Source organism: Blautia sp. HCP3S3_C4 (assembly GCF_052064095.1).
Taxonomy (GTDB): Bacteria; Bacillota; Clostridia; order Lachnospirales; family Lachnospiraceae; genus Blautia_A.
Map to the genome: position 1 here is coordinate 1 of NZ_JBQHWF010000022.1, position 24,724 is coordinate 24,724.

Here is a 24,724-nt window from a genome sequence, read left to right on the forward strand (position 1 = left end):
TGTTTTCTCGGGTGCTCCGTATGGCTCGGATTTTCTGATTCTTACAAAGGAGATTATCAAAAAAGTGCCAAAGAGGAGTGCTAAAAAATATTTTCATTATTCAAACTCAATCGTACCTGGTGGCTTGCTGGTCAGGTCATAGAATACGCGGTTAACGCCTTTAACTTCGTTAATAATGCGGTTCATAACCTTATTCAGTACTGCATACGGAATCTCAGCAGACTCGGCTGTCATGAAGTCGATGGTCTTCACTGCGCGGAGCGCTACAGCGTAATCATAAGTTCTGAAGTCACCCATAACCCCTACACTTCGCATATTTGTCAGTGCTGCAAAGTACTGGTTCGGCATCCATGAAGGATCTTCACCATGTTCTTTCTTATACTCAGCTGCAGCATTGTCTACCTCTTCACGATAAATGAAATCTGCATCCTGTACAATACGAACCTTCTCTGCAGTAACTTCACCGATAATACGGATTCCAAGTCCCGGTCCCGGGAATGGCTGACGGAATACCAGTCTCTCCGGAATTCCAAGCTCCAGACCTGCTTTACGAACCTCATCCTTGAAAAGGTCGCGGAGCGGTTCGATGATTTCCTTGAAATCAACGAAATCCGGAAGTCCGCCTACATTGTGGTGAGATTTGATCACTGCGGACTCTCCGCCCAGACCACTCTCTACAACGTCCGGATAAATAGTTCCCTGTGCCAGGAAATCTACCGCACCAATCTTCTTGGCCTCTTCTTCAAAAATACGGATAAATTCTTCACCGATGATCTTACGTTTTGCTTCAGGCTCTGTAACACCTGCCAGCTTGTCATAGTATCTCTGCTGTGCATTAACGCGGATAAAGTTCAGGTCAAACTGACCGTTTGGTCCGAATACACCCTCAACCTCATCTCCCTCATCTTTACGAAGAAGACCATGGTCTACAAATACACAGGTAAGCTGCTTTCCGATTGCTCTGGAAAGAAGTCCTGCTGCAACGGAAGAGTCAACACCACCTGACAGGGCAAGAAGAACTTTTCCATCCCCGACCTTCTCGCGGATTTCTCTGATAGTGTGCTCAACAAAGGCATCCATTTTCCAGTCTCCGGCACATCCGCATACACCAAGTACAAAGTTGGAAAGCATCTTCTTTCCTTCTACTGTATGAAGCACTTCCGGATGGAACTGGATCGCATACAGCTTCTTCTCCTCATTCTGTGCAGTTGCTACCGGACAGTCTGCTGTGTGAGCAGCAATCTCAAATCCTGGTGCAACCTGGGAAATGTAATCTGTGTGGCTCATCCAGCAGATTGTTTTTTCAGATACGTCTTTGAAGATTTTGGAATCTGTCTTATCTACCAGAACCTCTGTCTTTCCATATTCGCTCACATCTGCTTTCTCAACTTTTCCGCCCAGAATATGCATCATAAGCTGTGCGCCATAGCAAAGTCCCAGAACAGGAATACCAAGCTCAAATAATTCTTTATTGCATGTAGGTGAATCTGCCTCATAGCAGCTGTTCGGACCACCGGTAAGGATGATTCCCTTAGGATTCATTGCCTTAATTTTCTCAAGATCGGTCTTGTATGAATAGATTTCGCAGTATACGTTACATTCTCTCACACGTCTGGCAACCAACTGATTGTATTGACCGCCGAAATCCAGTACGACAACTGTTTCTCTTTTCATGTTTTCCTCCTTGTTTCTCATTATTTGTAACTGTAAAGATATTGAACCGTTACCATTGAATTTTATTATAAATTACAGTTCGGATTTTTACAATGCTTATTTTCAGTTTTCCACCTTGTGTTTTCTTCCTGCCAGTTTATAAGTTTTTTAGAATTTAATCACGTTTTTTTCAACAGTCCATCACATTTTACTCACAAATTCCCTGTATATTAATAAGCAAATAAAGCAAATGCTTTACAGAACAAATGCAATTGCTTTTTCATCATATAAATTTTAACTTTTTTCTTTTTCATACTTAGCCGGATCGAAAGATCCGGCCCTCCTTCTTTTTACAGGCTTTTTACGGGTCTGTTTTTTTATCCCTGCAGGCCATTTTATAAGTTTTTTAGAATTTCATCACATTTTTTTCAATTTCACATCACATTTTGCTCACATTTTCCCTGTATAGTATTAAACAGATAAAGCAAATGCTTTATTGATAAAACTTTTTCTTTTTCATACTTGCCGGGTCGCAAGACCCGGTACTCCTTCTTTTTAAAATGTGAAAATCCCGTCAGCAGTACGCACAAGTTGCTGACGGGATTGTTTTTTCTACCATATTCCACCTATTAAATGTACGATCCATGCAACGATCCACGCAATGGCACACTGCCACAGAACTACAAATGCCGCCCATCTGCCACCCAGTTCACGTTTCACAGATGCAATTGCTGCCACACATGGAGTGTAAAGCAGACTGAACGCCAGCAATGATGCTGCTGCCAGTGGTGTAAGCACAGACGTAATACTTCCTGCAAAAAGGACCTCCAGAGTGGACACTACGCTCTCCTTTGCCATAAATCCGCTGATTAAAGCTGTACAGATTCTCCAGTCTCCCAGTCCAAGGGGCTTAAAGACAGGTGCCAGACAGCCTGCCACTAAAGCCAGAATACTGTCAGAGGAATCCTTTACTAAATTCAGATGCAGATCAAAGCTCTGAAGGAACCAGACTACCATGGTTGCCAGAAGAATTACTGAAAATGCCCTCTGCAGAAAATCTTTCGCTTTTTCCCATAAAAGCTGTGTCACATTCTTCGCTCCCGGCAGACGATAGTTAGGAAGCTCCATCACAAAAGGTACCGGATCTCCTTTAAAAAGAGTTCCGTTATACAAAAATGCTACCAGAATTCCTACTAAAATTCCCAACAGATAAAGTCCTGCCATGATCAGTCCGCCCTTCTTCGGAAAGAAGGAACTTACAAAAAAGGAATATATCGGAAGCTTTGCCGTACAGCTCATAAACGGTGTCAGCAGTATGGTCATTTTTCGGTCACGCTCACTGGTAAGAGTACGCGTAGCCATAACTGCCGGAACTGTACATCCAAATCCGATTAACATAGGTACAATGCTTCGTCCGGATAAACCGATCTTACGCAACAGCTTATCCATTACAAATGCCACACGGGCAATATATCCGCTGTCCTCCATCAGGGACAAAAAGAAAAACAGGGTTACAATAATGGGCAGAAAGCTGAGTACACTTCCCACTCCTGTAAAAATACCATCGATCACCAGGCTGTGCATAGCACTGTTCACATGAGCTGCTGTCAACGTTGCATCTGCCAGTTCAGACACTTTATCAATTCCCATTTCCAGCAGACTTTGCAGCCAGGCACCGATCACATTAAAGGTAAGATAAAAAACAAGAACCATAATTCCAATAAAGCAGGGAATTGCCGTATATTTTCCGGTAAGAATCCGGTCTATTTTCTCGCTTCGAATCCTCTCTTTACTTTCCTTTGGTTTCACAACTGTCTGCTCACACAATCGTTCAATAAAGTCAAACCGCATATCTGCAATGGCTGCACTTCTATCTACCTGACGCTCTGTCTCCATCTGCTGCACAATATGTTCCAGCATTTCCGACTCGTTTGTATCAAGTTTCAGCTTTTCCAGAACCAGCGGATCCCCTTCGATCGCCTTGGTTGCCGCAAAACGTGCCGGAATGTCCGTCTGGGCTGCATGATCCTCGATCAGATGCATGACCGCATGAATACACCGGTGGACAGATCCCTCATGATCGTTTTTATCACAAAAGTCCTGGCGCAGCGGGCGCTCCTGATATTTCGCAATATGTAAGGCATGCTTCACTAATTCATCCACGCCCTCATTTTTTGCTGCAGAAATGGGGATTACCGGCACTCCCAGCAAAGCTTCCATCATATTCACGTCTATAGAACCCTGGTTTCCGACTACCTCATCCATCATATTCAGAGCTACAACCATAGGAATATCCATTTCCAGCAGCTGCATGGTCAGATACAGATTTCTTTCTATATTAGTGGCATCTACAATATTAATGATAGCCTTTGGCTTTGACTCCAGTACAAAATTACGGGAAACAATCTCCTCGCTGCTGTATGGTGACATAGAATAGATACCAGGTAAGTCCGTGATTTCTGTATTGGGATGTCCTTTAATGGTACCCGTCTTACGGTCAACAGTTACACCCGGGAAATTTCCTACATGCTGGTTGGAGCCTGTCAGCTGGTTAAACAAGGTAGTCTTTCCACAGTTCTGGTTTCCTACCAGAGCATAGGTCAGCATAGTATCCTCCGGCAGTGGATGTTCATCCTTCTTGGAATGATATTTTCCCTCTTCACCCAGACCCGGATGCGCTGCACCACTTAATGCCTCAATTCTCTTATGGCTGTTGCTTCGCCTGGGGATCTGTTCGATCTCTATCTGCTCTGCTTCTGCAAGTCTCAGGGTCAATTCATACCCATGTACCTGCAGTTCCATAGGGTCTCCCATGGGCGCAAATTTCACTACTGTAACCTCTGCTCCCGGAATCATACCCATATCCAGGAAATGTTGACGCAAAGCCCCCTTGCCACCAACTGTTTTGATCACAGCACTTTTTCCGATTTCCAAATCTTTTAATGTCATTGTAATTCGCTCACCTTTTTAATTTGCCATAGTTAGTAATTTATGATTATGTCTATTTCACAGCAGAAGCTTTTATCTCAGGTTCCTGCCATCCGTTATTATTGAAGTTTTTTATCAATAATAATTTCTGAGGATAGCTTATACTAACTGATATTTTTTGTCAAGTAGGCAAGGTGAATTCTCAACAAAGAAAAACACCGTCCCCGCAGCTCCTACGTCTGCAAAAACAGTGTCTTTAGTGCGCCTTCAGGGGCTCGAACCCTGGACACCCTGATTAAGAGTCAGGTGCTCTACCAGCTGAGCTAAAAGCGCTTATCATCTTTAATTTTCTGAGGTATTGTGCCTCAACGCAAGTGATATTATATTAAATACCTCAGAAAATGTCAATAGGTATTTTAAAATTTTTTTATTTTTTTTGTTTTTCCTTTTTTTTATCCTTTTCAGACAGCTTATTCAGCATATTGTTGACTTCTTCCACGGATTTTCGCAGTTCATTAAAGGCATTTGGCACGGTTCTGTGCTCATAGCTGAACTGGATCATTTTATTATGGAAAGAACCCTTCCGTTTACGCTTCACCGGCAACTCCTGCGGACATTCTGCACAGGCAGCCTGAAGATCAGCCCTCCTGCCTGCACACCTGCCCTGGCAAACTCTTATTCTTATTCTATGCTCTGTTCTTCTCTATCTTTCACTTCTGTCCTCTGAATATCGTTCTCACGCCTCCGTATCACTCCCATGATACGATTCTTCTCCATCTTTCAGTTCTGTCCTCTGGAGATTACCATCTTACAGATAGGATTTCCCATAGAGGAAAATTTCTCCTCATATTCCGTCATTACATTTCCCTCAGACATCTGAGCATCATGATGCAGATCAAAGGTAAATGCATCCAGATTCCATCCTGCATCCTTCACCTCTTCCAGGGAAAACTCAAACAGCTCTCTGTTATCTGTCTTAAACTCTACCTTACCCTCTGGCACCAGGATCTGATCATATCGTGTCAGAAACTGCCTGGAAGTCAGGCGTCTTTTCGCATGACGTGCCTTTGGCCAGGGATCAGAGAAATTCAGGTAAATCTTATCCACCTCACCCTTTGCAAAAATCTCCGGCAAAAGTCTGGCATCCACCCGCATAAAATAAAGATTCGGATAAGTGATCCCCTCCTGCTCCAGTTCCGCCCTCTTCTGCAGCCCTCTCAGAAGCACGCTATCGTACATCTCAATTCCTACATAATTAATTTCCGGATGCAACCTGGCCAGATCCATAAGAAAACGTCCTTTTCCCATACCAACCTCAATATGAAGGGGCTGCTTTTTCTCAAACACATCTCCCCAGCTTCCCTTATGCTTCTCCGGTTCCTGAACTACATAAGCACTCTCCAAAATCGCATCCTGCGCTCCCGGTATATTTCTTAATCTCATAAATCCTCCTGATACCCTTTCTATCGTCATGGGGATAAAACCCCAACATCATCTTTATAACGTACCATAACCGCCCCCTCCCGTCAACTACCATCCACACTGCTGTCAGCCTCACCAATCCCCTGTGTTACTGTTCGTTCCCTTCTTTACAATACACTTCCCTACTTGCTCATAACCAAATAACTGCTCCGCTGCTTCGGTAAATAATTATCAAATTTTTACCCATATGCAAAATTTAGATGGTTTTTTTCTCCAAATAGGTGTATGATATCTAACAGATATTACTATTTTGCACATAGTACATCTATCTTTTTTGTAAAATTTTGCCAACAAAGGAGGTTGAAGATGGAGCAGATACTTAACAAATTATCTGAAATCGAACTTACAGCCCAGCACATCATGGAAGACTGTAATCAGATTAAGCAGCAGCTATCTGCAGAAGCAGAAAAAAACTGCCAGGATTACGACCAACAGCTGGAAGCTCAGACCACTGCCCAGATCCGGCAGATCCGTCAGAAACTGGAAGAGGAAAAAGATACACGCCTTTCTGCCTTGCGTGCAGAAACAGAAGCAACCTTTTCCGCTCTGGACACATATTACGATGAAAATCACGTGCGCCTTTCCAAAGAACTTTTCCAGAAGATCCTGGAACTGTAAAAAGCACTGTTAATAGGAAAGGAAGTGAACACAAAATGGGAGGTGTACTCTCCTACAGCGGACTTTCCACGAAAATCCGCGCAATGCAAAGCCGGCTGACCACTATGGACCAGTTTGAAGAAATCCTTCAGCTGGCAGATGTCCAACAGGTAGCCGCCTATCTGAAACGAATGCCGGAATATTCCTCCAAATGGAATTCACTGGATGAAACCACTCTGCACAGAGGGCAGATTGAAAAGCTTCTAAAGAAATCTATTTTCCAGAATTTCTCCAGGCTCTACCATTTTGCCAATCCGGAACAGCGCAAATTCCTGGATCTGTATTCCAGTCGTTATGAAATCCGTGTACTCAAGGAGGTCATGACCAATATTTTCGACCACCGTACCACGGACCCTGTAGATGTCTCCCCTTACCGGGATTTTTTCCGACATCACTCCAAAATTGATGTGGACCGGCTCACCACCTGCACCACTATGGAGGAGCTGATCAACAGCCTGAAAGGAAACGAATTCTATCATCCCTTGTGTAAAATCCAGGAGCATGAAAACGCCCTGCTTTTTGATTACGGCATGGCACTGGATCTGTATTACTTCACACAGATCTGGAATCTGAAAAAGAAGCTTTTCAGCGGCAAAGACCTGGAAGAAATTACCCGGACCTACGGTGAGAAATTTGATATGCTGAATCTGCAGTTTATCCAGCGTTCCAAACGCTGTTATGGTATGCAGCCGGCAGACATTTATGCCCTGCTGATCCCCATGAACTACAAACTGAAAAAGGAAGAGATTACCGCTCTGGTAGAGGCTCCCACTGACGAAGAAAGCCGCAGGATTTTCCGGAAGACCTGGTATGGCGCCAAATATGACAAACTGTCTATAGCCAACCTTGAGGAATTCTACAACTATATTCTGCGAACTGTCCTGGAAAAGGAAGCACATCGGAATCCATACTCTGTGGCTATGATCTATTCCTATTTATACCACAAGGAACATGAGGTAAACCGTCTGACCATCGCCATTGAGTGCGTTCGCTACGGTGTGGCTCCCGCAGAAGCCATAGAATATATTAAGAACAATTAACCAAACAGGAGGTGACAATATGATTGAGAAAATGAAATTCCTGAGCATTACCGGGCCCAAGGCCGATATTGACCGGGTGGTAAATACCTACCTGTCCAAATACGAGATCCATCTGGAAAATGCTCTCTCTGAGCTGACCACAGTTCAGAACCTGACTCCTTTCCTGGAGATCAACCCTTACAAGGAGGCACTGAACACAGCCAATCTGTTCTGCGAGGAACTGAACAGCTTTACAGCCGATACTGTAAAAGCTGAGACAGCACAGGCTGCAGCTCAGACAATGGATGTGGAGACAGCACTGGATACTATCCGCCGCATTCAGACAGTCTACCAGGATCTGGACAAAAAGCGGTCTGATCTGAAGAATCAGCTGACTACTGTGGACGAATCCCTGCGAGTGATCCGGCCTTTCCGTAATCTCGACTTTGATATTTCCTCAATCCTGAAATTCCGGTTTATCCGTTTCCGTTTCGGAAGGATAGGAAAGGAATATTATCAGAAATTCGAAAGATACATCTACGATAATCTGGATACTATCTTTATTAAATGTGACGAAGATGACCAGTATATCTGGGGAATGTACTTTGTTCCGGAACCTGAATCCCAGAAGGTAAAGGCTGTATACTCCTCCATGCACTTCGAGAAGATTTACATGCCGGACTCTTATGAAGGCACTGCAAGAGAAGCTTTTGAGCAGCTTGCCCAAAAACGAAGCCTGATCCTGTCAGATTTCAACACTGTCAGCCAGAAGAGAAATGATTTTCTCATTTCCCACTGCCGGGAAATTCTTGCTGCCCAAGCTGCCATTGCCAGACTTTCCGGCAACTTTGATATTCGCAAGCTGGCAGCCTGTACCAAGGGCAAGGGCGAAAATGATATCTTCTATATCTTATGTGGATGGATGACGGAAAAGGATGCCCATTCCTTCCAGACAGATATCAAGGATGACAGCAAGATTTTCTGCATTATTGATGGTGAGGACGATGAGCATATCCAGCCTGAAACTCACCAGCAGCCGCCAACCAAGTTAAAAAATCCGAAGCTTTTCAAGCCTTTTGAAATGTATATCAATATGTATGGCCTTCCGGCTTACAATGAGATGGATCCCACCTGGTTTGTGGCCATCACTTATTCCTTTATCTTCGGCGCCATGTTCGGAGATGCAGGACAGGGACTGCTGTTGTTTATCGGCGGTTTCCTTCTTTACAAATTCAAACACATTGCACTGGCAGGCATCATCAGCTGTGCAGGTGTATTTTCCACTATCTTCGGAATCCTGTTTGGAAGCTTCTTCGGCTTTGAAAACCTGTTTCCGGCATTGTGGCTGCGCCCGATGAATAATATGATGACCGTACCCTTTATCGGTAAACTGAATACGGTATTTATTGTTGCCATCGGTTTTGGTATGGGACTTATCCTTCTGTGCATGGTCTTCAATATCATCAATGCATGGAAAGCACACGATACAGAGCATATCTGGTTCGACACCAACTCTGTGGCAGGTCTGGTCTTCTACGGCTCTGCTACCGTTTCCATCGCACTGATCCTCACAGGACATACACTTCCGGGAGGAATCCTGCTCTTTATCATGTTTGGCATACCACTGATCCTGATCTTCTTCAAGGAGCCCCTTACAGCTCTGGTGGAAAAGAAATCTGAGGTTATGCCAAAGGAAAAAGGAATGTTCATTGTACAGGGTCTGTTCGAAATGTTCGAAGTCCTGCTGAGCTATTTTTCCAATACACTTTCCTTTGTCCGTATCGGAGCCTTCGCAGTCAGCCATGCAGCTATGATGGAGGTTGTGCTCATGCTTGCCGGCTTTGAAAGCGGCCATCTGAACTGGATAGTAGTAATTCTGGGAAACCTTTTTGTAAGCGGTATGGAGGGTCTGATCGTAGGTATCCAGGTCCTTCGTCTGGAATACTATGAAATGTTCAGCCGCTTCTACAAAGGTACAGGACGCAAATTTGAGCCATTCCGCCCTACAAAATAATAAAAAAATCAACGAATAAAAAGGAGATCAATTATGACAACAATAGCACAGATTATTTTAGCAATCGCACTGGTACTCAGTATTATCCTTCCCTTCGGCTACTATCTCATCGGTGAGAAAAACCGGGGACGTTACAAAACCGCCATTGGTGTAAACGCATTTTTCTTCTTTGGCACCATGATTATCGCCATCGCAGTTATGTTTACAGGTGCTTCCTCCGTACAGGCAGCAGCAGGCTCTGAGGCAGGACTTGCTACAGGTATGGGCTACATTGCAGCAGCTCTTGTAACCGGACTTTCCTGTATCGGCGGTGGTATTGCCGTAGCCAGTGCGGCAAGTGCAGCCCTGGGCGCGATCAGCGAGGATCAGAGTATCCTTGGTAAATCCCTTATTTTCGTAGGTCTTGCAGAAGGTGTTGCCCTCTATGGACTGATCATCTCCTTCATGATCCTGGGACAGTTATAAGATGCAGATGTTTCTGATCAGCGACAATATCGATACCTATACAGGGATGCGGCTGGCAGGTGTAGAGGGTGTGGTTGTCCACACACATAATGAATTAAAGGATGCCCTGGAAAAGGCCATCTCCAACAAAGAGATCGGGATCATCCTCCTGACCGAGAAATTCGGCAGAGAATTCCCCTCTATCATTGACGATGTGAAGCTCCATCACAAAACCCCTCTGATCATCGAAATCCCGGACCGGCATGGTACCGGACGAAAACCGGATTTCATCACATCCTATGTAAATGAAGCAATCGGATTGAAGCTATAAGGTATGAATAAAAACAACAGGCAGGTATTAGCATGACAATTGATGAAAAACTCAGCCATTTCTATGATGTTACTATAGAGGATGCCCAGGCAAAAGCAGCCGGCATCCTGGAAGAACACAGAAAAGCTCTGGCACAAATGACAGAAAAACACAAGGCTGACAGCCAGGAAAACGCCCAGGTACAGATCAAGGCAGAAACTGCCAATGCCAGACGCGAGATTAATAAAGCACTTTCTGCAGAACAGCTTACCATCAAACGTGACTGGACCAAAAAACAGAACGAATTAAAAGAAAAGCTTTTTGCAGAAGTAAAAACACAGCTGGAAAATTTCCGAAATACCCCGGATTATCCGGCTTATCTGGAAAGCAAAATCAAAGAAGCCCTGGATTTCGCAGAGCAGGATAAGATTAATATCTACATCTCTCCTGAGGACAGTGCCCTTCTTCCGGATCTGGTAGAACGCACAAAAGCCTTCATTACAGTTTCTGCTGAAGACTTCCTTGGAGGGATCAAGGCAACGATCCCCCACAAAAATATCCTGATCGACCATTCTTTCGCAGGAAATTTCCAGGCAGTATACAAAGAATTCAAATTTGACGGAGGGCCAAAGCATGAGTAATACAGGTATTATCTACGGTGTCAACGGCCCGGTCATTTATCTGAAAGGTGACAGCGGCTTCAAAATCTCCGAGATGGTCTATGTAGGTCCTGAAAATCTGGTAGGTGAGATCATTGGCCTGAAAAAAGGCATGACAACTGTACAGGTTTTCGAGGAAACCACAGGACTGAAGCCTGGCGATACAGTTACAGGTACCGGAGATGCCATCTCCGTGCTTCTGGGACCCGGAATCATCCACAACATTTTTGATGGTATCCAGCGTCCTCTGGAGGAGATTGCCAAAGCCTCAGGTAAATATATTTCCCGTGGTGTCAGCGTAGACTCCCTTGACACACAGAAAAAATGGAACACACATATTACAGTAAAAGAAGGGGATGTGGTAGGACCTGGATCCATTATCGCAGAGACCCAGGAGACTGACTCCATCCTGCATAAATCCATGGTTCCTCCCAATCTGACAGAGGCTACCGTAATCCATGCGGCAGCTGACGGAGAATACACAATTCTGGAACCCATCGTAACGATCCAGTTTGCAGACGGAACCACCAGGGATCTGGCACTGGCACAGAAATGGCCAATCCGTATTCCCAGACCTACCCACCAGCGCTTCCCTGCAAGTGTACCGCTGGTTACAGGACAGCGTATCCTGGACACCCTTTTCCCAATTGCAAAGGGCGGTACTGCTGCAGTTCCCGGAGGTTTCGGTACAGGTAAGACCATGACCCAGCATCAGATCGCCAAGTGGTCTGACGCAGATATCATCATCTATATCGGCTGTGGAGAGCGTGGAAATGAAATGACCCAGGTTCTGGAGGATTTCAGTAAGCTGATCGACCCCAAATCCGGCAATCTGATGATGGACCGTACCACCCTGATCGCCAATACCTCCAACATGCCTGTTGCAGCTCGTGAGGCTTCTATTTATACAGGTGTGACCCTTGCTGAATATTACCGGGATATGGGCTATGATGTAGCCATCATGGCAGACTCCACTTCCCGTTGGGCAGAAGCTCTCCGTGAGCTGTCCGGACGTCTGGAAGAGATGCCTGCAGAAGAAGGCTTCCCTGCATACCTTGCCTCCAAGCTTTCCGCTTTCTATGAACGTGCAGGAATGATGCAGAACTTAAACGGAACCGAAGGCTCTGTTTCCATTATCGGAGCAGTTTCCCCCCAGGGCGGTGACTTCTCAGAGCCTGTTACCCAGAATACCAAGCGATTCGTCCGCTGCTTCTGGGGACTGGACAAGGCACTGGCTTATGCCCGCCATTTTCCTGCTATCCACTGGCTCACCAGCTACAGCGAATATCTGGAAGATCTGACCCCCTGGTACAGAGAACATGTCTCTCCCAAATTTGTAGCAGACAGAAATCAGCTCATGGCTATCCTGAACCAGGAAAGCTCCCTCATGGAGATTGTTAAGCTGATCGGAAGTGATGTTCTCCCGGATGACCAGAAGCTGACTCTGGAAATTGCCAGAGTAATCCGTCTGGGCTTCCTCCAGCAGAACGCCTTCCATCAGGAGGATACCTGCGTACCTATGGAAAAGCAATTCAAAATGATGGAGATCATTCTCTATCTCTACGAGAAATGCCGCGCCCTGATCAACCGTGGAATGCCGGTTTCCGTACTGAAGGAGGACAATATCTTCGAGCGGATCATTTCTATTAAATATGATGTAGCAAACAATGAACTGGACAGATTTGAACAATACCACAAAGACATTGATACCTTCTATGACAAAGTCATGGAGAAAAATGGCTGATAACAGAGAGGAGAAGTTTATATGGCAATTGAATATTTAGGACTAAGCGAAATAAACGGCCCTCTGGTTGTCCTGGAAGGCGTGAAAAACGCTTCCTATGAGGAAATCGTAGAATTTCACATGGATGACGGAACACGTAAGATCGGCCGTATCATAGAGATCTATGAGGACAAAGCTGTTATCCAGGTTTTTGAAGGAACAGACAGCATGTCCTTAAGCAACACCCACACCAGACTGACCGGACATCCCATGGAGATCGGGCTTTCCCCTGAGATCCTGGGACGTACCTTTAACGGTATCGGACAGCCCATTGACGGACTGGGCGATATCACTCCTGAGGTAAACTTAAATATCAACGGACTGCCTCTGAACCCGGTAGCCCGTGAATATCCCCGTAACTATATTAACACCGGTATTTCCGCCATCGACGGACTGACCACCCTGATCCGTGGCCAGAAGCTGCCCATCTTTTCCGGCAATGGTCTGCCCCACGATAAGCTGGCTGCACAGATCGTACAGCAGGCCTCTCTGGGCGAGGATTCCGATGAGAAATTTGCCATTGTTTTCGCAGCAATGGGCGTTAAATATGATGTGGCAGAATTTTTCCGCCGCACCTTTGAGGAAAGCGGAGCCTCCGATCACGTAGTTATGTTTCTGAACCTGGCCAATGACCCGGTAGTAGAGCGTCTTCTTACACCGAAAATCGCCCTGACTGCTGCCGAATATCTTGCCTTTGAAAAAGGCATGCACATTCTGGTCATCCTGACAGATATTACCTCCTTCTGTGAGGCCATGCGTGAGGTATCCTCCTCCAAGGGAGAAATCCCTTCCAGAAAGGGCTATCCCGGTTATCTGTACAGTGAACTGGCAACCCTGTATGAACGGGCAGGTATTGTAAAAGGCAAACCAGGCTCTGTAACACAGATTCCGATCCTGACCATGCCAAATGATGATATCACCCATCCGATCCCTGACCTGACCGGATATATCACCGAGGGCCAGATCGTACTGGACCGCCAGCTCCATGGCCAGGCAATCTATCCGCCTATCAATGTACTGCCTTCTCTTTCCCGTCTGATGAAGGACGGCATTGGTGAGGGCTACACAAGAGCAGACCATCAGGATGTAGCCAACCAGCTCTTCTCCTGCTATGCCAAGGTTGGAGATGCCAGAGCCCTTGCCTCTGTTATCGGTGAGGACGAGCTCTCTCCACTGGATAAAAGATATCTGGTATTTGGCAAAGCCTTTGAGAGTGAATTTGTAGGCCAGTCTGAGACAGAAAACCGAAGTATCACTGAGACCCTGGATAAAGGCTGGGAGCTTCTTGGACTGCTTCCAAGGGAAGAACTTGACCGAATCGATACCAAAATCCTGGATCAGTATTACCATGAGACAGTACGCTAGAGAAGTGAGGTGATTACATGGATCCCAATACCTTTCCCACCAAGGGAAATCTCATACTTGCCAAAAACTCCCTGAAGCTCTCCCGCCAGGGCTATGAGCTGATGGACAAAAAGCGTAATATCCTGATTCGTGAAATGATGGATCTGATCAATCAGGCCAAGGATATCCAGACACAGATCGACGTCACCTTCCGTACTGCATATGCAGCTCTCCAGAAGGCAAATATGGAAATCGGTATCGCCTTTGTACAGCAGATTGCAGGCACAGTTCCCATTGAGAACTCCATCCGGATCAAAACCCGAAGCGTTATGGGTACAGAGATTCCTCTGGTGGAATATGAGCCCACCACCAACCGGCCGACCTACGCTTACTACAGTACCAAAATGTCCCTGGATGAAGCTAAGGCAGCCTTTGAAAAAGTAAAAGAGCTGTCCATCCGCCTTTCCATGGTGGAAAACGCAGCCATCCGTCTGGCGGCCAATATCAAAAAGACGCAGAAACGTGCCAACGCACTGAAGAATATTACCATACCAAAATATGAAACACTGACCAAGGATATTCAGAATGCGCTGGAAGAAAAAGAACGTGAGGAATTCACCAGATTAAAAGTAATCAAAAGGATGAAGCAGGGAGCATAGCTGCAAATCCGGAATCAAAAAATTGCCAGGTAGTTATTTCCTGGCAATTTTTATTTTTCTGTAGAAATATTGCTAATGTCTGTTCCCTTCTCAGTAATCTGATGTGCCTGCTGACCTGTAGAATTATGCAAAATTCAGTTTTCATATTATGTGGAAAAGTATTTTTCAGACTATATTCTATGTGGATTATTAGATATTACAGACTTATTACATATATTTTACGTTGCGTTTCATATCCATCTGAATCGCCCATAACCCTTTCCCTGCTCACAGATTCTTTCATTCCGCTATTCAGCCTGATTCCAAATCAAATTCAATAATATTCTGAAATCAATCCCATATATCTCTATATTTTATCTTTTTCCCAAAATATTCTATGATTATTAGAATATAAAAAAGTCAATAGACTTCTTATATCTTTTTTAATATTTATGTCGATTTATCACTTTATACAAAACATTTGTTTTTTTCTTTTTTATGTAAATCAAGTATTCCACACACATAAAATGTGGATAATGTGGATAACTTTGTGCATAACTCTATTTTATGGGCTTTTCCTCAATTCTCATGTGTGGAAAAAATGTGTATGGTTTTCCACACCTTTTTCTTTTTTCGACAAAATTTGTGCAAAATGTTGAAAGTTCGATTTTCATCTCTGTTCTGCGCAAAAATACAACAAAAGGAGCCATAGGCTCCTTATGCATTCTCTATAAGATATTTCTGGGCAGAGACCACAGCATTGGCACCATCGGCCACTGCAGTTACCACCTGGCGGAGCATCTTTGTACGGACATCTCCTGCAGCAAAAATCCCCGGCGTACCGGTAATGCCTTCCTCTCCTGCAATAATATATCCGGTCTCATCCAAGGGCACCAGCTCTCCCAGCCATTGGGTATTGGGAATAATCCCCACAGCAATAAATACGCCATCTGTATGGATCACAGATTCCTGTCCTGTCTTCACATTGGAAAGCTTCACTCCTGTCACCTGCTCTGCTCCCTGTATTTCCACAGCAACACTGTCCCAGATGATTTCCACATTCTCGCAGGATCTCAGGCTGTCCTGCAGGATCCTGTCCGCACGAAACTCATCCCTCCTGTGGACAACATACACCTTCTCGCAGATTCTTGCCAGGAAAATGGCATCCTCCACTGCAATATTACCGCCGCCGATCACCACAGCCCTTTTATTTTTGAAAAAGGCACCGTCACAGGTTGCACAGTAAGAAACTCCCATACCGGACAATTCTGCCTCCCCCGGAATATCCAGAGTACGGTGGCTGGCACCGCAGGCCAGAACCACAGTTTTCGCTCTGTATTCATGCTTTTTTGTGCGGATGACCTTCTCACTGCCGGCATTCTCCACAGCCAGCACTTTCCCCCTGACAGGAGCAATTCCCAGCTTTTCCGCGTGATTTCCCATAGCCTCTCCCAGATCCATCCCTGAGATTCCCGGAAGCCCCGGATAATTATCCACCTCATAAGTATTCAGCACCTGGCCTCCCTCTACAAACTGATTATCCAGCCACAAAGCCTTCAATCTGCCCCTGACTGCATAAATTGCCGCACTGATCCCCGCCGGACCAGCCCCCAGAATCGCTATATCGTAAAGTTCTGACATCTCTCATACCTCCGTATTTTATGGAATCGCTATAGTAATAATAGCATACTGCCCCTCTGTTTCCAATAAGATAGTAAAAAGTCCTCCTTCGAGGTTTCTATGAAAATTCTGAAAAAAATACTTGCCCTCACACTGGTCTTTGCCCTGGGGATAGGTGCAGGGTATGTGTCCGAACATCCTGTCACAGAAAATTCCCGTTTCCAGGCCTTCACAGAAAAGCTTTTCCAGACTGAAGTCTCCGCCAATGCCCTGACCCTCCACTATACACTGGCAGACCCGGCAGGGGCAGGTATCCGCCCCACAGAAATGACCCTGGGCGCCCTGGACACAGATTCTTCTGAAACAACCCGGCTCTGTAACGAATATGAGAACCTCCTCCGGTCCTTCTCTTACTCCAGATTGTCCAGAGACAATCAGCTTACACTGGATATGCTGCTTCTGTATTTCCACACCCGCGCTTCCCTGGGAGAAAATTACATACTGGAGGAACCTCTGGGGCCAAGTCTGGGAATCCAGGCTCAGCTTCCTGTCCTGCTGGGAGAATATGCCTTTCACTCCACCAGAGATCTGTCCGATTACCTGAAGCTTCTGGGCACCATCCGGCCTTACTTCCATAGTATTCTCCAATTTGAAGAAAAAAAATCCCAGGCTGGCCTCTTTATGAGTGATGCCACCCTGGATCGTATTCTGACTCAATGCCGTTCTTTTATCCGTGACCCCAATTCCAACTACATGGATGAGCTTTTCGCCCAGCGCCTGAAAACCTTCGGGAAGCTGACAGAAAAGGAGCAGAACCATCTCCTTACCTTCCATCACCAACTGATCACAAAGCAGGTGATCCCTGCTTACCAGGAGCTGATAGACGGACTGGAGAAGCTGCGAGGCACAGGCAAAACCAGCCGTGGGCTGGCATACTTCCCCGGTGGCAGAGAATACTACCAGTATCTTCTGCGTATCCAGACCGGCTCCTATGTTCCCGTAAAGCAGATCCAGAAACGGCTCTCTGATCAGCTTCTAGCGGATTTCAGGCAGATCAAAGCTCTCATACAGGCAGATTCCTCCCTGGTTGCTTCTCTGCAGAAATATTCCGGCCAGATTTCCCTTACTCCTGAACAAATGCTAAAAGAACTTCCCGGACTGATGAAAGAGGATTTCCCCCTATTAAAAAATATCTCCTATGAAGTCCGCCAGGTTCATCCCTCCATGAAAAAATTCCTGAGCCCTGCCTTTTATCTGACTCCTCCGGTGGATACCCAGACTCCCAATGTAATCTACATCAACAACTCCAAAGGCACCTCCAGCCTGGAGCTTTTTGGCACCCTGGCCCACGAAGGCTTTCCCGGACACCTGTATCAGACCGTATCCTTTGCCAGAAGCGCTCCTGACAATATCCGCTATCTGATCACCAGTCCCGGATATATAGAGGGCTGGGCAACCTATGTGGAAGGCTACGCATACAGATATGCAGCCTCACTGATCTATGATATTACGAAAAATTCCGCTGCTGCCACCTCTGATGACACACTCAACTCTGCGCCTGACCGGAAGCTTATCCAAAATGCTACACAGCTGGCATGGCTCAGCCGCAGCACCAACCTGTGTCTCTATTCCCTGCTGGACATCGGCATCCACTACGAGGGCTGGGATCAGGGCAGAACCACAGCTTTTCTCAAAGCCTTCGGCATTACCCAGGAATCTGCAGTAAAAGAAATCTACCAGTACATTGTAGAAACTCCCGGCAATTACCTGAAATATTACTGGGGCAGCCTGAATTTCCAGGATCTGCAGACACGCTGCAGGAAACAACTGGGTCATGATTTTAATCTGAAAGAGTTTCACCGCCGGATCATGGAAATCGGCCCTGTGCAGTTCCCGGTGCTGGAAAAATATCTGTTCCTTTCCTATGCCTGATAGCTGCGGAAAAATTTCTGCAGCTTGGTAAGGGCCCGGGTCAGGGCCTCAGTCTCCTCCACATTCAGATCCTTCAGGATTGCCAGAACCATTTTCTCATGGAAATCCCTGTGATGACAGAAAGCCTTCTCCCCCTTCTCTGTGAGAGAAATCAATACTACTCTGCGGTCCTCTTCACTGCGCACACGCTGAATATATCCCTTCTTTACCAGGTTATTCACTGCAATGGTCAGGGTGCCCACAGTCACATTCAGCGCCCTGGCTACTGTGGACATATTTTTCTGCTCCCGGATCCCCACTGCATCCATAATGTGCATATCATTTACAGAAATATTTTTATACTCCGGCGTGATCAGCGCCCGCTCTTCCAGATCCAGAATCTCATTAAACAAATTTACAAGCACATCATTGATCGCCTCATAATGGTTCATCCGGTCCTCCCCCTTTCACATATCAGTCACTGTCTCAGTTCTCAGTAACCTTTGTCTCTCATTATACACTATATTACTTTGCCTTACAAAGCATTTTTAGGCATTTTTTATCTGAAAATACAGTTGGTAAATATCTCTTTCTTTCAATAGTAAAGTTTGATATAATCATTACAATAATAATTCTGCCATTATCTATGGTATCAAAGGATAGATTTTATGAAAAAAAATAATATTCCCCTTAATTTCAGGGAAAAAAATAATTCAAGGATCAGTCTGCTATGTTCCGCGGCAGTTCTGATCGTACTGGTTTTCCTGATGCATCAGCTGGACTACGGCCTGATCACCAAGCCTGAGGAAAAAGCCGCCCAGGAAGCACAGAAGAAGGAAGAAGAGGCAAAAAAAGCTGCGGAAACCCCGGAGATCACCACTGCAAGTGTGATTGCAGTCGGAGACAATCTCTATCACAGTAAGCTGTACGAATCCGGTGAGTATGATTCCGGCACCTGGAATTATGACCATATTTATGCCAATGTTCTGGATGAGATCCAGGCTGCAGATGTGGCTATGATCGACCAGGAGACTGTCTTTGCTCCGGATCATGATTCCGTCAGTACCTACCCCTCCTTTGCAACTCCCCAGGAGGTTGGAGATGCCATCATCAAGGCTGGCTTCGATGTAGTGGAATCTGCCACCAACCATGCAGATGATTATGGATACGATTATCTGAAAACCACTCTGGATTTCTGGAGTTCCAAATATCCCACAATTCCTGTGCTGGGTATCCACTCCACCCAGGAGGACGCAGACATCGTCAAGGTCAAAGAAGTAAACGGGATCAGGATTGCTTTTCTTGATTATACATATGGCACCAACAACTCAGGTGCAGGGGAAGGCTACGAATACATGATCGATATCTTTGATAAGGACAAGATCACCACTATGATCCAGAAAGCCAAATCCATCTGTGACTGCCTTATTTTTGTTGCACATTGGGGTACAGAAGACGAGACCATGCCAAACGAATATGAGAAGCAATGGGCTGCCTTCCTTATGGAGCAGGGCGTAGATGTGATCATAGGCGGACATCCTCATGTACTTCAGCCTTATGGCCGTCTCTCAGATGACCAGGGACACAGCACACTGGTATTCTATTCTCTGGGAAATTTTGTTTCCACGCAGCAGGAGCTGCCGGAGCTGCTGGAGGGTATGGCAAGCTTTACCATTCAGAAAACAACTCTTAACGGCAAGAGCACAATTGAGATTCTTTCACCTGAAGTAAAGCCTATGGTTATGCACTACAACCATGATGCAGGAGAATACGGCCCCTATATGCTCTCTGATTATACAGAGGAGCTGGCTTCCCAGCACAGCGTCCGCAATGTGATCGGTGATGAATTCACCCTGGCAAACCTCCAGGCCAAATTCAAGGAAATCATGTCCATGAATGTGAAGCCGTCTACCAACACCAACCTGCTGAACGTAAAATTTGACTGGCAGGGCAACATGATCGACAAAACTACAGGAAATGTGGTAGAGGATACAGAATCCATCCATTCCTGGGAATACCTGAGTTCATCGGGAGATACTTCGGATTCTTCCGGCACAGGAGATTCTTCTGGCACAGGAGATTCCTCCGAGGATAACGGAGACTCCTATGATGAATCCTATGACAGTTCCTATGATGACGGATCCTATGACGAATCCTATGATAATTCCTATGATGACGGATCTTATTGACAGTTCCTATCATAACGGGTTCTACGATGAATTTTATTAACAATTGATAATCTGCAAAATAAAATAAACATCTGGTTTCGCACTCACTTGTATTATCCGGCAGTTACTTTGTCGGTATATACAGGCTGAGCACTATGAAATCAGATGTTTTCTTTTTATTTTTACAGATATATAACTATTGAATTATTTTATATTCCCAGCAATCTGTGTGTATTTTCCCTGGTGACCTCAATAACCTCCTCAGGGGTTACCTGCTTCAGTTCTGCAATCGCCCGAACTACATAGGGTAGATACAGAGAGGAATTGCGTTTACCCCGATTGGGCTCCGGAGCCATGTACGGACAGTCTGTTTCCAGCACCAGCTGTGACAGAGGTGCATACTGTACAACCTCCTTCAGCTTCTTTGCATTTTTAAAAGTAACTACGCCTCCAATTCCCAGGTAAAGTCCCATATTCAAATATTCTGCGGCGATCTCACGGCTGTAGGAAAAGCAGTGAATAATTCCTCCATACATGCCTCCCTGCATATATTCCCTGACAATATTCAAGGTATCCTCCGCTGCATCCCGGCTGTGGATCATAAAAGGAAGCTTCTCCTCCCTGGCAATCTCCATCTGGGCGCGGAACATCTTCTGCTGTATCTCATGTTCTTTTTTCTCCTTATGCCAGTAATAATCCAGACCAATCTCTCCAATGGCGATCATCTTGTCCATATGGGAAATACGGCGGATCTCTGCCAGGGTTTCCTCTGTCATCTGCTCCGCATCATCCGGATGCACTCCCACAGCTCCGTATATAAACGGATACTTTTCAATCAATTTCACCGTATCCTGCAAGCCATCTATAGATGCACAGACATTTACAAGCTTCTCAATTCCATGCTCCTGCATAGATGCAAGAAGCACCTCTCTGTCTGGGTCAAAAGCCTCATCATCATAATGGGCATGGGTATCTATGATCATTTTTTAATTCCTCCTTATTGTCATTTCTTCCGAAAATCCCCCATTCCGGAATATGGGTAACTCCGGAATGGGGGAAAATGTATTACTTGTTTGATTTTTTATTTTTCATCTTTTCTGCGGCGTTTAAAGAATACGGCTGCTCCGGCAATCACTGCTGCAGCTGCAAACAGTGCAATAAAGCCTCCGATCGGTGTAGAATCACCGGTTCTCACTGCAGATTTTCCTGAAAATCCACCTGATGTATTTGGTGTATTCGGCGTATTCGGTGTGCCAGGTGTAGGTGTAACCTTTGTTGAATTCTCTGTATTGGTAATGACTACATTTGCACTAAGATTGTCATCATTCAAGGTTACCTGCGCATTATCAACTGTCACATCATACTTAAAGCTTGCTGCTCCTGCAACCGGCTTTCCATTGGAATCAACCTCTGTCACATACAGGGTAATGGATCCGCTTTCCGGAAGTGCCACATTAACCAGAGCAGTTGCTTCTGAACCACCGGCCAGATCTAACGGTACAATATTCTGAGAAACATCTGTTGAAAGCTGTGTGAAGCCCTCATCTGCAAAAATTCCTGCATAGAAGATCTCATTGCTGTTCTTTGCTTTTCCGTCACTGCCAACCAGCTTCTTGGTAATGTTCAGTTCGGCTTCCTTATAGTAACCATCCGGAATATTCTCAAACTGGTTGTCAAAGTATACGGTTGTGCTGCCGTCAGCGTTGTCAACTGTAACTGCATTTCCGTCTGAGAAATCTACCATATACATGGTTCCGTCTGCACATATATTTGCCAGATAACAGGTTCCGTCTGCCTCACACTCGCCTACATAATAGGTCTGTCCCTTCTCCAGTCCTGTAAAGGTTACTGTAGATGAAGAAGCATTCTTAAAGTTAAGCGCCAGCACATCGGAAACTCTCTCTGTACAATCAGCATCTGAATACAGAGCCACATAATAAGTTGCATCCACAGCTCCGATCACTGTTCCGTCAACAGTTACCAGTTTCTTGGTCACAGATACGGAAACATCCTTGCTCTCTTTCTTCTCATCTTTTACAAGAAGTGTATCATCACTGATGGCTGTTGTAGTATTTTCAGTATCAATTGTTCCATCCTCATTCAGCTGGAATGTGGTATCCTCTGCCACCTTATAGCCCTTCGGCGCTACTGTCTCGCGTAATGTGTATGTCTCACCTGTCTTCAGTCCTTTGATGGTATATGCCTTGTCAGTAGAATCCCACTCTTCAACAACCTTTCCATCCTTGTCAAGAATCTGGATATGCGCTCCGGCAAGCTCCTTCTGACTGGTAATATCAACCTTACTGATGCTTACAGATGTCATATTATCTTCTACCAGAACCACACCTTTATCAGATACTGTTGCTGTAGTCTTTGTCTGATCTACAGTTCCATCTTCCTTCAGAGTAAAGGTCGTGTCACTGGTTACTGTGTATCCGTCTGGTGCTACTGTCTCACGAAGAGTATAAGTCTCTCCTGGTTTCAGATTGTTCACTACATGAGGTTCCTTACCAGATGTCCATTCATCAACAATCTTACCATCCTTATCAACAATCTGGATATGTGCTCCCTCCAGTTCTTTCTGGTTAGTTGCATCCACTTTTCCGATCTTCACTGATACCGCTTTTGTATCCTCTACAAGAAGCACTCCATCTTTAACTTTTGTTGTTGTCTTAGATTCATCAACAGTTCCATCTTCCTTCAAAGTAAAGGTTGTGTCACTGGTGATCAGATATCCATCTGGTGCTACTGTTTCACGAAGAGTATAGGTCTCTCCGGCTTTCAGTTCTGTCGTTACATGAGCAGTTTTTCCAGATATCCACTCGTCAACTACATTTCCATTCTTGTCAATGACCTGAAGCTTTGCACCCTCCAGTTCCTGCTGACTTGTCACATCCACCTTACTGATCTTGGCAGTTGGGCCAGATGGTACATCTGGAGTTGGAATTGCTGTGTCTTCTACAAGAAGAATACCCTCTTTGGAAATGGTAGTAGTTGTCTTCTCTGTATCAATACTTCCATCTGCTTTTAAAGTAAAGGTTGTATCCGCTTTAAGGTAATATCCATTCGGCGCTACTGTCTCACGAAGAGTATAAGTCTCTCCTGGTTTCAGATTGTCCACTACATAAGGTTCCTTACCAGATGTCCATTTATCAACAATCTTACCATCCTTATCAACAATCTGGATATGTGCTCCCTCCAGTTCTTTCTGGTTAGTTGCATCCACTTTGCTAATCTTGACTAAAATTTTAGTATAATCATTTGTAATTGTAATGCTTGCTGTCTTTTCGTTTGTTACGGTTACTTTTCCACCATCTACACTGTAGGTAGTAGTCAGTTTATAGCCTTCCATATCTGCATTTGTTTCTGTCACTGTATATTCGCCAAGGGGCAGGTCCTTTATCTTCCAGCTTTCATTTACAAACTGGTCATAGGTTTTGCTGGTCTTGTAGCCATTCGGCCCATTTACGGTAAATGTCAGGGCTTTTTTCTGTTTCTCTGTCAGGGTCAGGCCACTCACTGTCTTTGTTACTTCCAGTGTTCCGGTCTTCCTGCTGTAGATATTGGTCACTAACACACTGGCTGGTCCCGTGGATGTCACTTCTGTCTTTCCATCTGTTACACTGTAAGTTGTGCTCAGCTTATATCCCTCATACAGGTCTTCTGCACCACTCTCCACTACCTGGTAAGTTCCGGTCGGCAGGTCACTCAGGGTGTAGGTTCCATCCTGACCAAACTCATTGTAGGTTACAGTCCTACTGTAATTGTCCGGGCCGGTCACTGTGAAATGGATTGCTTTCTTCTGGTCTGCATTCAGGTCTGTTCCATCCTTTTCACCTCCAAATGTCTTTTTCAGCTCCAGGCTTCCGGTTTCCCTTGTGTAGGTGTTCATGATTGCAATGCTTACAGGCTGACCCTCTGTCACTGACACATTTGTTTTCTCTGCATCTTTCCCGTTTACCTTATAAGTAGTCCTACGGCTATATCCACTGAAATCTGCATCTGTTTCTGTCACTGTATATTCGCCAAGGGGCAGGTCCTTTATCTTCCAGCTTTCATTTACAAACTGGTCATAGGTTTTGCTGGTCTTGTAG

General features: G+C 45.3%; 19 protein-coding genes and 1 tRNA gene. 11 read left to right on the forward strand and 9 right to left on the reverse strand.

The genetic code is table 11. From position 1 onward, the window contains the following. Window positions 1-96: 96 nt before the first annotated feature. The 5 genes from guaA to trmB all read right to left on the reverse strand — a co-directional run bounded on the left by guaA (window position 97) and on the right by trmB (window position 6,024). Complete coding sequence (guaA, locus tag ACTNC6_RS15270) at window positions 97-1,674, reverse strand: glutamine-hydrolyzing GMP synthase (protein WP_441036538.1); 1,578 nt, start codon at window positions 1,672-1,674, stop codon at window positions 97-99. A gap of 591 nt (window positions 1,675-2,265) precedes the next feature. Beyond that, window positions 2,266-4,602, reverse strand: coding sequence for a ferrous iron transport protein B (gene feoB / locus ACTNC6_RS15275; RefSeq protein ID WP_441036540.1), 2,337 nt, complete (start codon window positions 4,600-4,602; stop codon window positions 2,266-2,268). Between the two features lie 239 nt (window positions 4,603-4,841). Then, a tRNA-Lys gene (locus ACTNC6_RS15280) sits at window positions 4,842-4,914 on the reverse strand. Between the two features lie 94 nt (window positions 4,915-5,008). Then, window positions 5,009-5,179, reverse strand: a complete 171-nt coding sequence (locus ACTNC6_RS15285) for a hypothetical protein (RefSeq protein ID WP_173743078.1) — start codon at window positions 5,177-5,179, stop codon at window positions 5,009-5,011. Window positions 5,180-5,361: 182 nt separating this feature from the next. After that, a complete protein-coding gene (gene trmB, locus ACTNC6_RS15290; RefSeq protein WP_441044511.1) occupies window positions 5,362-6,024 on the reverse strand; it encodes a tRNA (guanosine(46)-N7)-methyltransferase TrmB in 663 nt (220 codons plus the stop codon). A gap of 345 nt (window positions 6,025-6,369) precedes the next feature. Here trmB and ACTNC6_RS15295 point away from each other — a divergent pair, with 345 nt between their 5' ends. The 9 genes from ACTNC6_RS15295 to ACTNC6_RS15335 are packed head-to-tail and all read left to right on the forward strand — an operon-like array spanning window position 6,370 to window position 14,952. Continuing rightward, window positions 6,370-6,681 (forward strand): hypothetical protein, encoded by a 312-nt coding sequence (locus tag ACTNC6_RS15295; RefSeq protein WP_441044512.1) that lies wholly within the window; start codon window positions 6,370-6,372, stop codon window positions 6,679-6,681. A 35-nt stretch (window positions 6,682-6,716) separates the two neighbouring features. After that, complete coding sequence (locus tag ACTNC6_RS15300) at window positions 6,717-7,760, forward strand: V0D/AC39 family V-type ATPase subunit (protein ID WP_441044513.1); 1,044 nt, start codon at window positions 6,717-6,719, stop codon at window positions 7,758-7,760. A gap of 19 nt (window positions 7,761-7,779) precedes the next feature. Further along, window positions 7,780-9,753, forward strand: coding sequence for a V-type ATP synthase subunit I (locus ACTNC6_RS15305; RefSeq protein WP_441044515.1), 1,974 nt, complete (start codon window positions 7,780-7,782; stop codon window positions 9,751-9,753). A 33-nt stretch (window positions 9,754-9,786) separates the two neighbouring features. Next, complete coding sequence (locus ACTNC6_RS15310; protein WP_441044517.1) at window positions 9,787-10,218, forward strand: ATP synthase subunit C; 432 nt, start codon at window positions 9,787-9,789, stop codon at window positions 10,216-10,218. Between the two features lies 1 nt (window position 10,219). After that, window positions 10,220-10,528, forward strand: a complete 309-nt coding sequence (locus ACTNC6_RS15315) for a V-type ATP synthase subunit F (protein ID WP_019163226.1) — start codon at window positions 10,220-10,222, stop codon at window positions 10,526-10,528. Window positions 10,529-10,560: 32 nt separating this feature from the next. Continuing rightward, window positions 10,561-11,148, forward strand: a complete 588-nt coding sequence (locus ACTNC6_RS15320) for a V-type ATP synthase subunit E (protein WP_173743062.1) — start codon at window positions 10,561-10,563, stop codon at window positions 11,146-11,148. Further along, window positions 11,141-12,910 (forward strand): V-type ATP synthase subunit A, encoded by a 1,770-nt coding sequence (locus ACTNC6_RS15325; RefSeq protein WP_441044518.1) that lies wholly within the window; start codon window positions 11,141-11,143, stop codon window positions 12,908-12,910. The genes ACTNC6_RS15320 and ACTNC6_RS15325 overlap by 8 nt, the downstream gene beginning before the upstream one ends. Before the next feature lie 21 nt (window positions 12,911-12,931). Next, the gene (locus tag ACTNC6_RS15330) at window positions 12,932-14,314 is read left to right on the forward strand and encodes a V-type ATP synthase subunit B (RefSeq protein ID WP_186994336.1); all 1,383 of its coding nucleotides are present in this window, start codon (window positions 12,932-12,934) and stop codon (window positions 14,312-14,314) included. Window positions 14,315-14,331: 17 nt separating this feature from the next. Further along, window positions 14,332-14,952 (forward strand): V-type ATP synthase subunit D, encoded by a 621-nt coding sequence (locus ACTNC6_RS15335; RefSeq protein ID WP_019163230.1) that lies wholly within the window; start codon window positions 14,332-14,334, stop codon window positions 14,950-14,952. Between the two features lie 696 nt (window positions 14,953-15,648). Here ACTNC6_RS15335 and trxB read toward each other — a convergent pair. Further along, window positions 15,649-16,572 carry a thioredoxin-disulfide reductase gene (gene trxB / locus ACTNC6_RS15340; RefSeq protein WP_441044519.1) on the reverse strand — a complete coding sequence of 308 codons (924 nt, stop codon included), beginning with the start codon at window positions 16,570-16,572 and terminating at the stop codon, window positions 15,649-15,651. A gap of 99 nt (window positions 16,573-16,671) precedes the next feature. Here trxB and ACTNC6_RS15345 point away from each other — a divergent pair, with 99 nt between their 5' ends. After that, the gene (locus ACTNC6_RS15345) at window positions 16,672-18,483 is read left to right on the forward strand and encodes a DUF885 domain-containing protein (protein ID WP_441044521.1); all 1,812 of its coding nucleotides are present in this window, start codon (window positions 16,672-16,674) and stop codon (window positions 18,481-18,483) included. On the opposite strand, the gene ACTNC6_RS15350 is transcribed toward ACTNC6_RS15345, so the two are convergent. Beyond that, the gene (locus tag ACTNC6_RS15350; protein WP_019163233.1) at window positions 18,474-18,914 is read right to left on the reverse strand and encodes a MarR family winged helix-turn-helix transcriptional regulator; all 441 of its coding nucleotides are present in this window, start codon (window positions 18,912-18,914) and stop codon (window positions 18,474-18,476) included. The two genes, ACTNC6_RS15345 and ACTNC6_RS15350, sit on opposite strands and share 10 nt — an antisense overlap. Before the next feature lie 216 nt (window positions 18,915-19,130). On the opposite strand from ACTNC6_RS15350, the gene ACTNC6_RS15355 reads away from it, so the two are divergent. Further along, complete coding sequence (locus tag ACTNC6_RS15355; RefSeq protein ID WP_441044522.1) at window positions 19,131-20,651, forward strand: CapA family protein; 1,521 nt, start codon at window positions 19,131-19,133, stop codon at window positions 20,649-20,651. 188 nt (window positions 20,652-20,839) lie between these two features. Here the strand turns inward: ACTNC6_RS15355 and ACTNC6_RS15360 are convergent, their stop codons facing one another. Both ACTNC6_RS15360 and ACTNC6_RS15365 read right to left on the reverse strand, forming a co-directional pair. Beyond that, window positions 20,840-21,613 (reverse strand): TatD family hydrolase, encoded by a 774-nt coding sequence (locus ACTNC6_RS15360; protein WP_441044524.1) that lies wholly within the window; start codon window positions 21,611-21,613, stop codon window positions 20,840-20,842. A 98-nt stretch (window positions 21,614-21,711) separates the two neighbouring features. After that, window positions 21,712-24,724, reverse strand: a 3,013-nt coding sequence (locus tag ACTNC6_RS15365) for a SpaA isopeptide-forming pilin-related protein (protein ID WP_441044526.1), incomplete at its 5' end; no start/stop codon positions are given.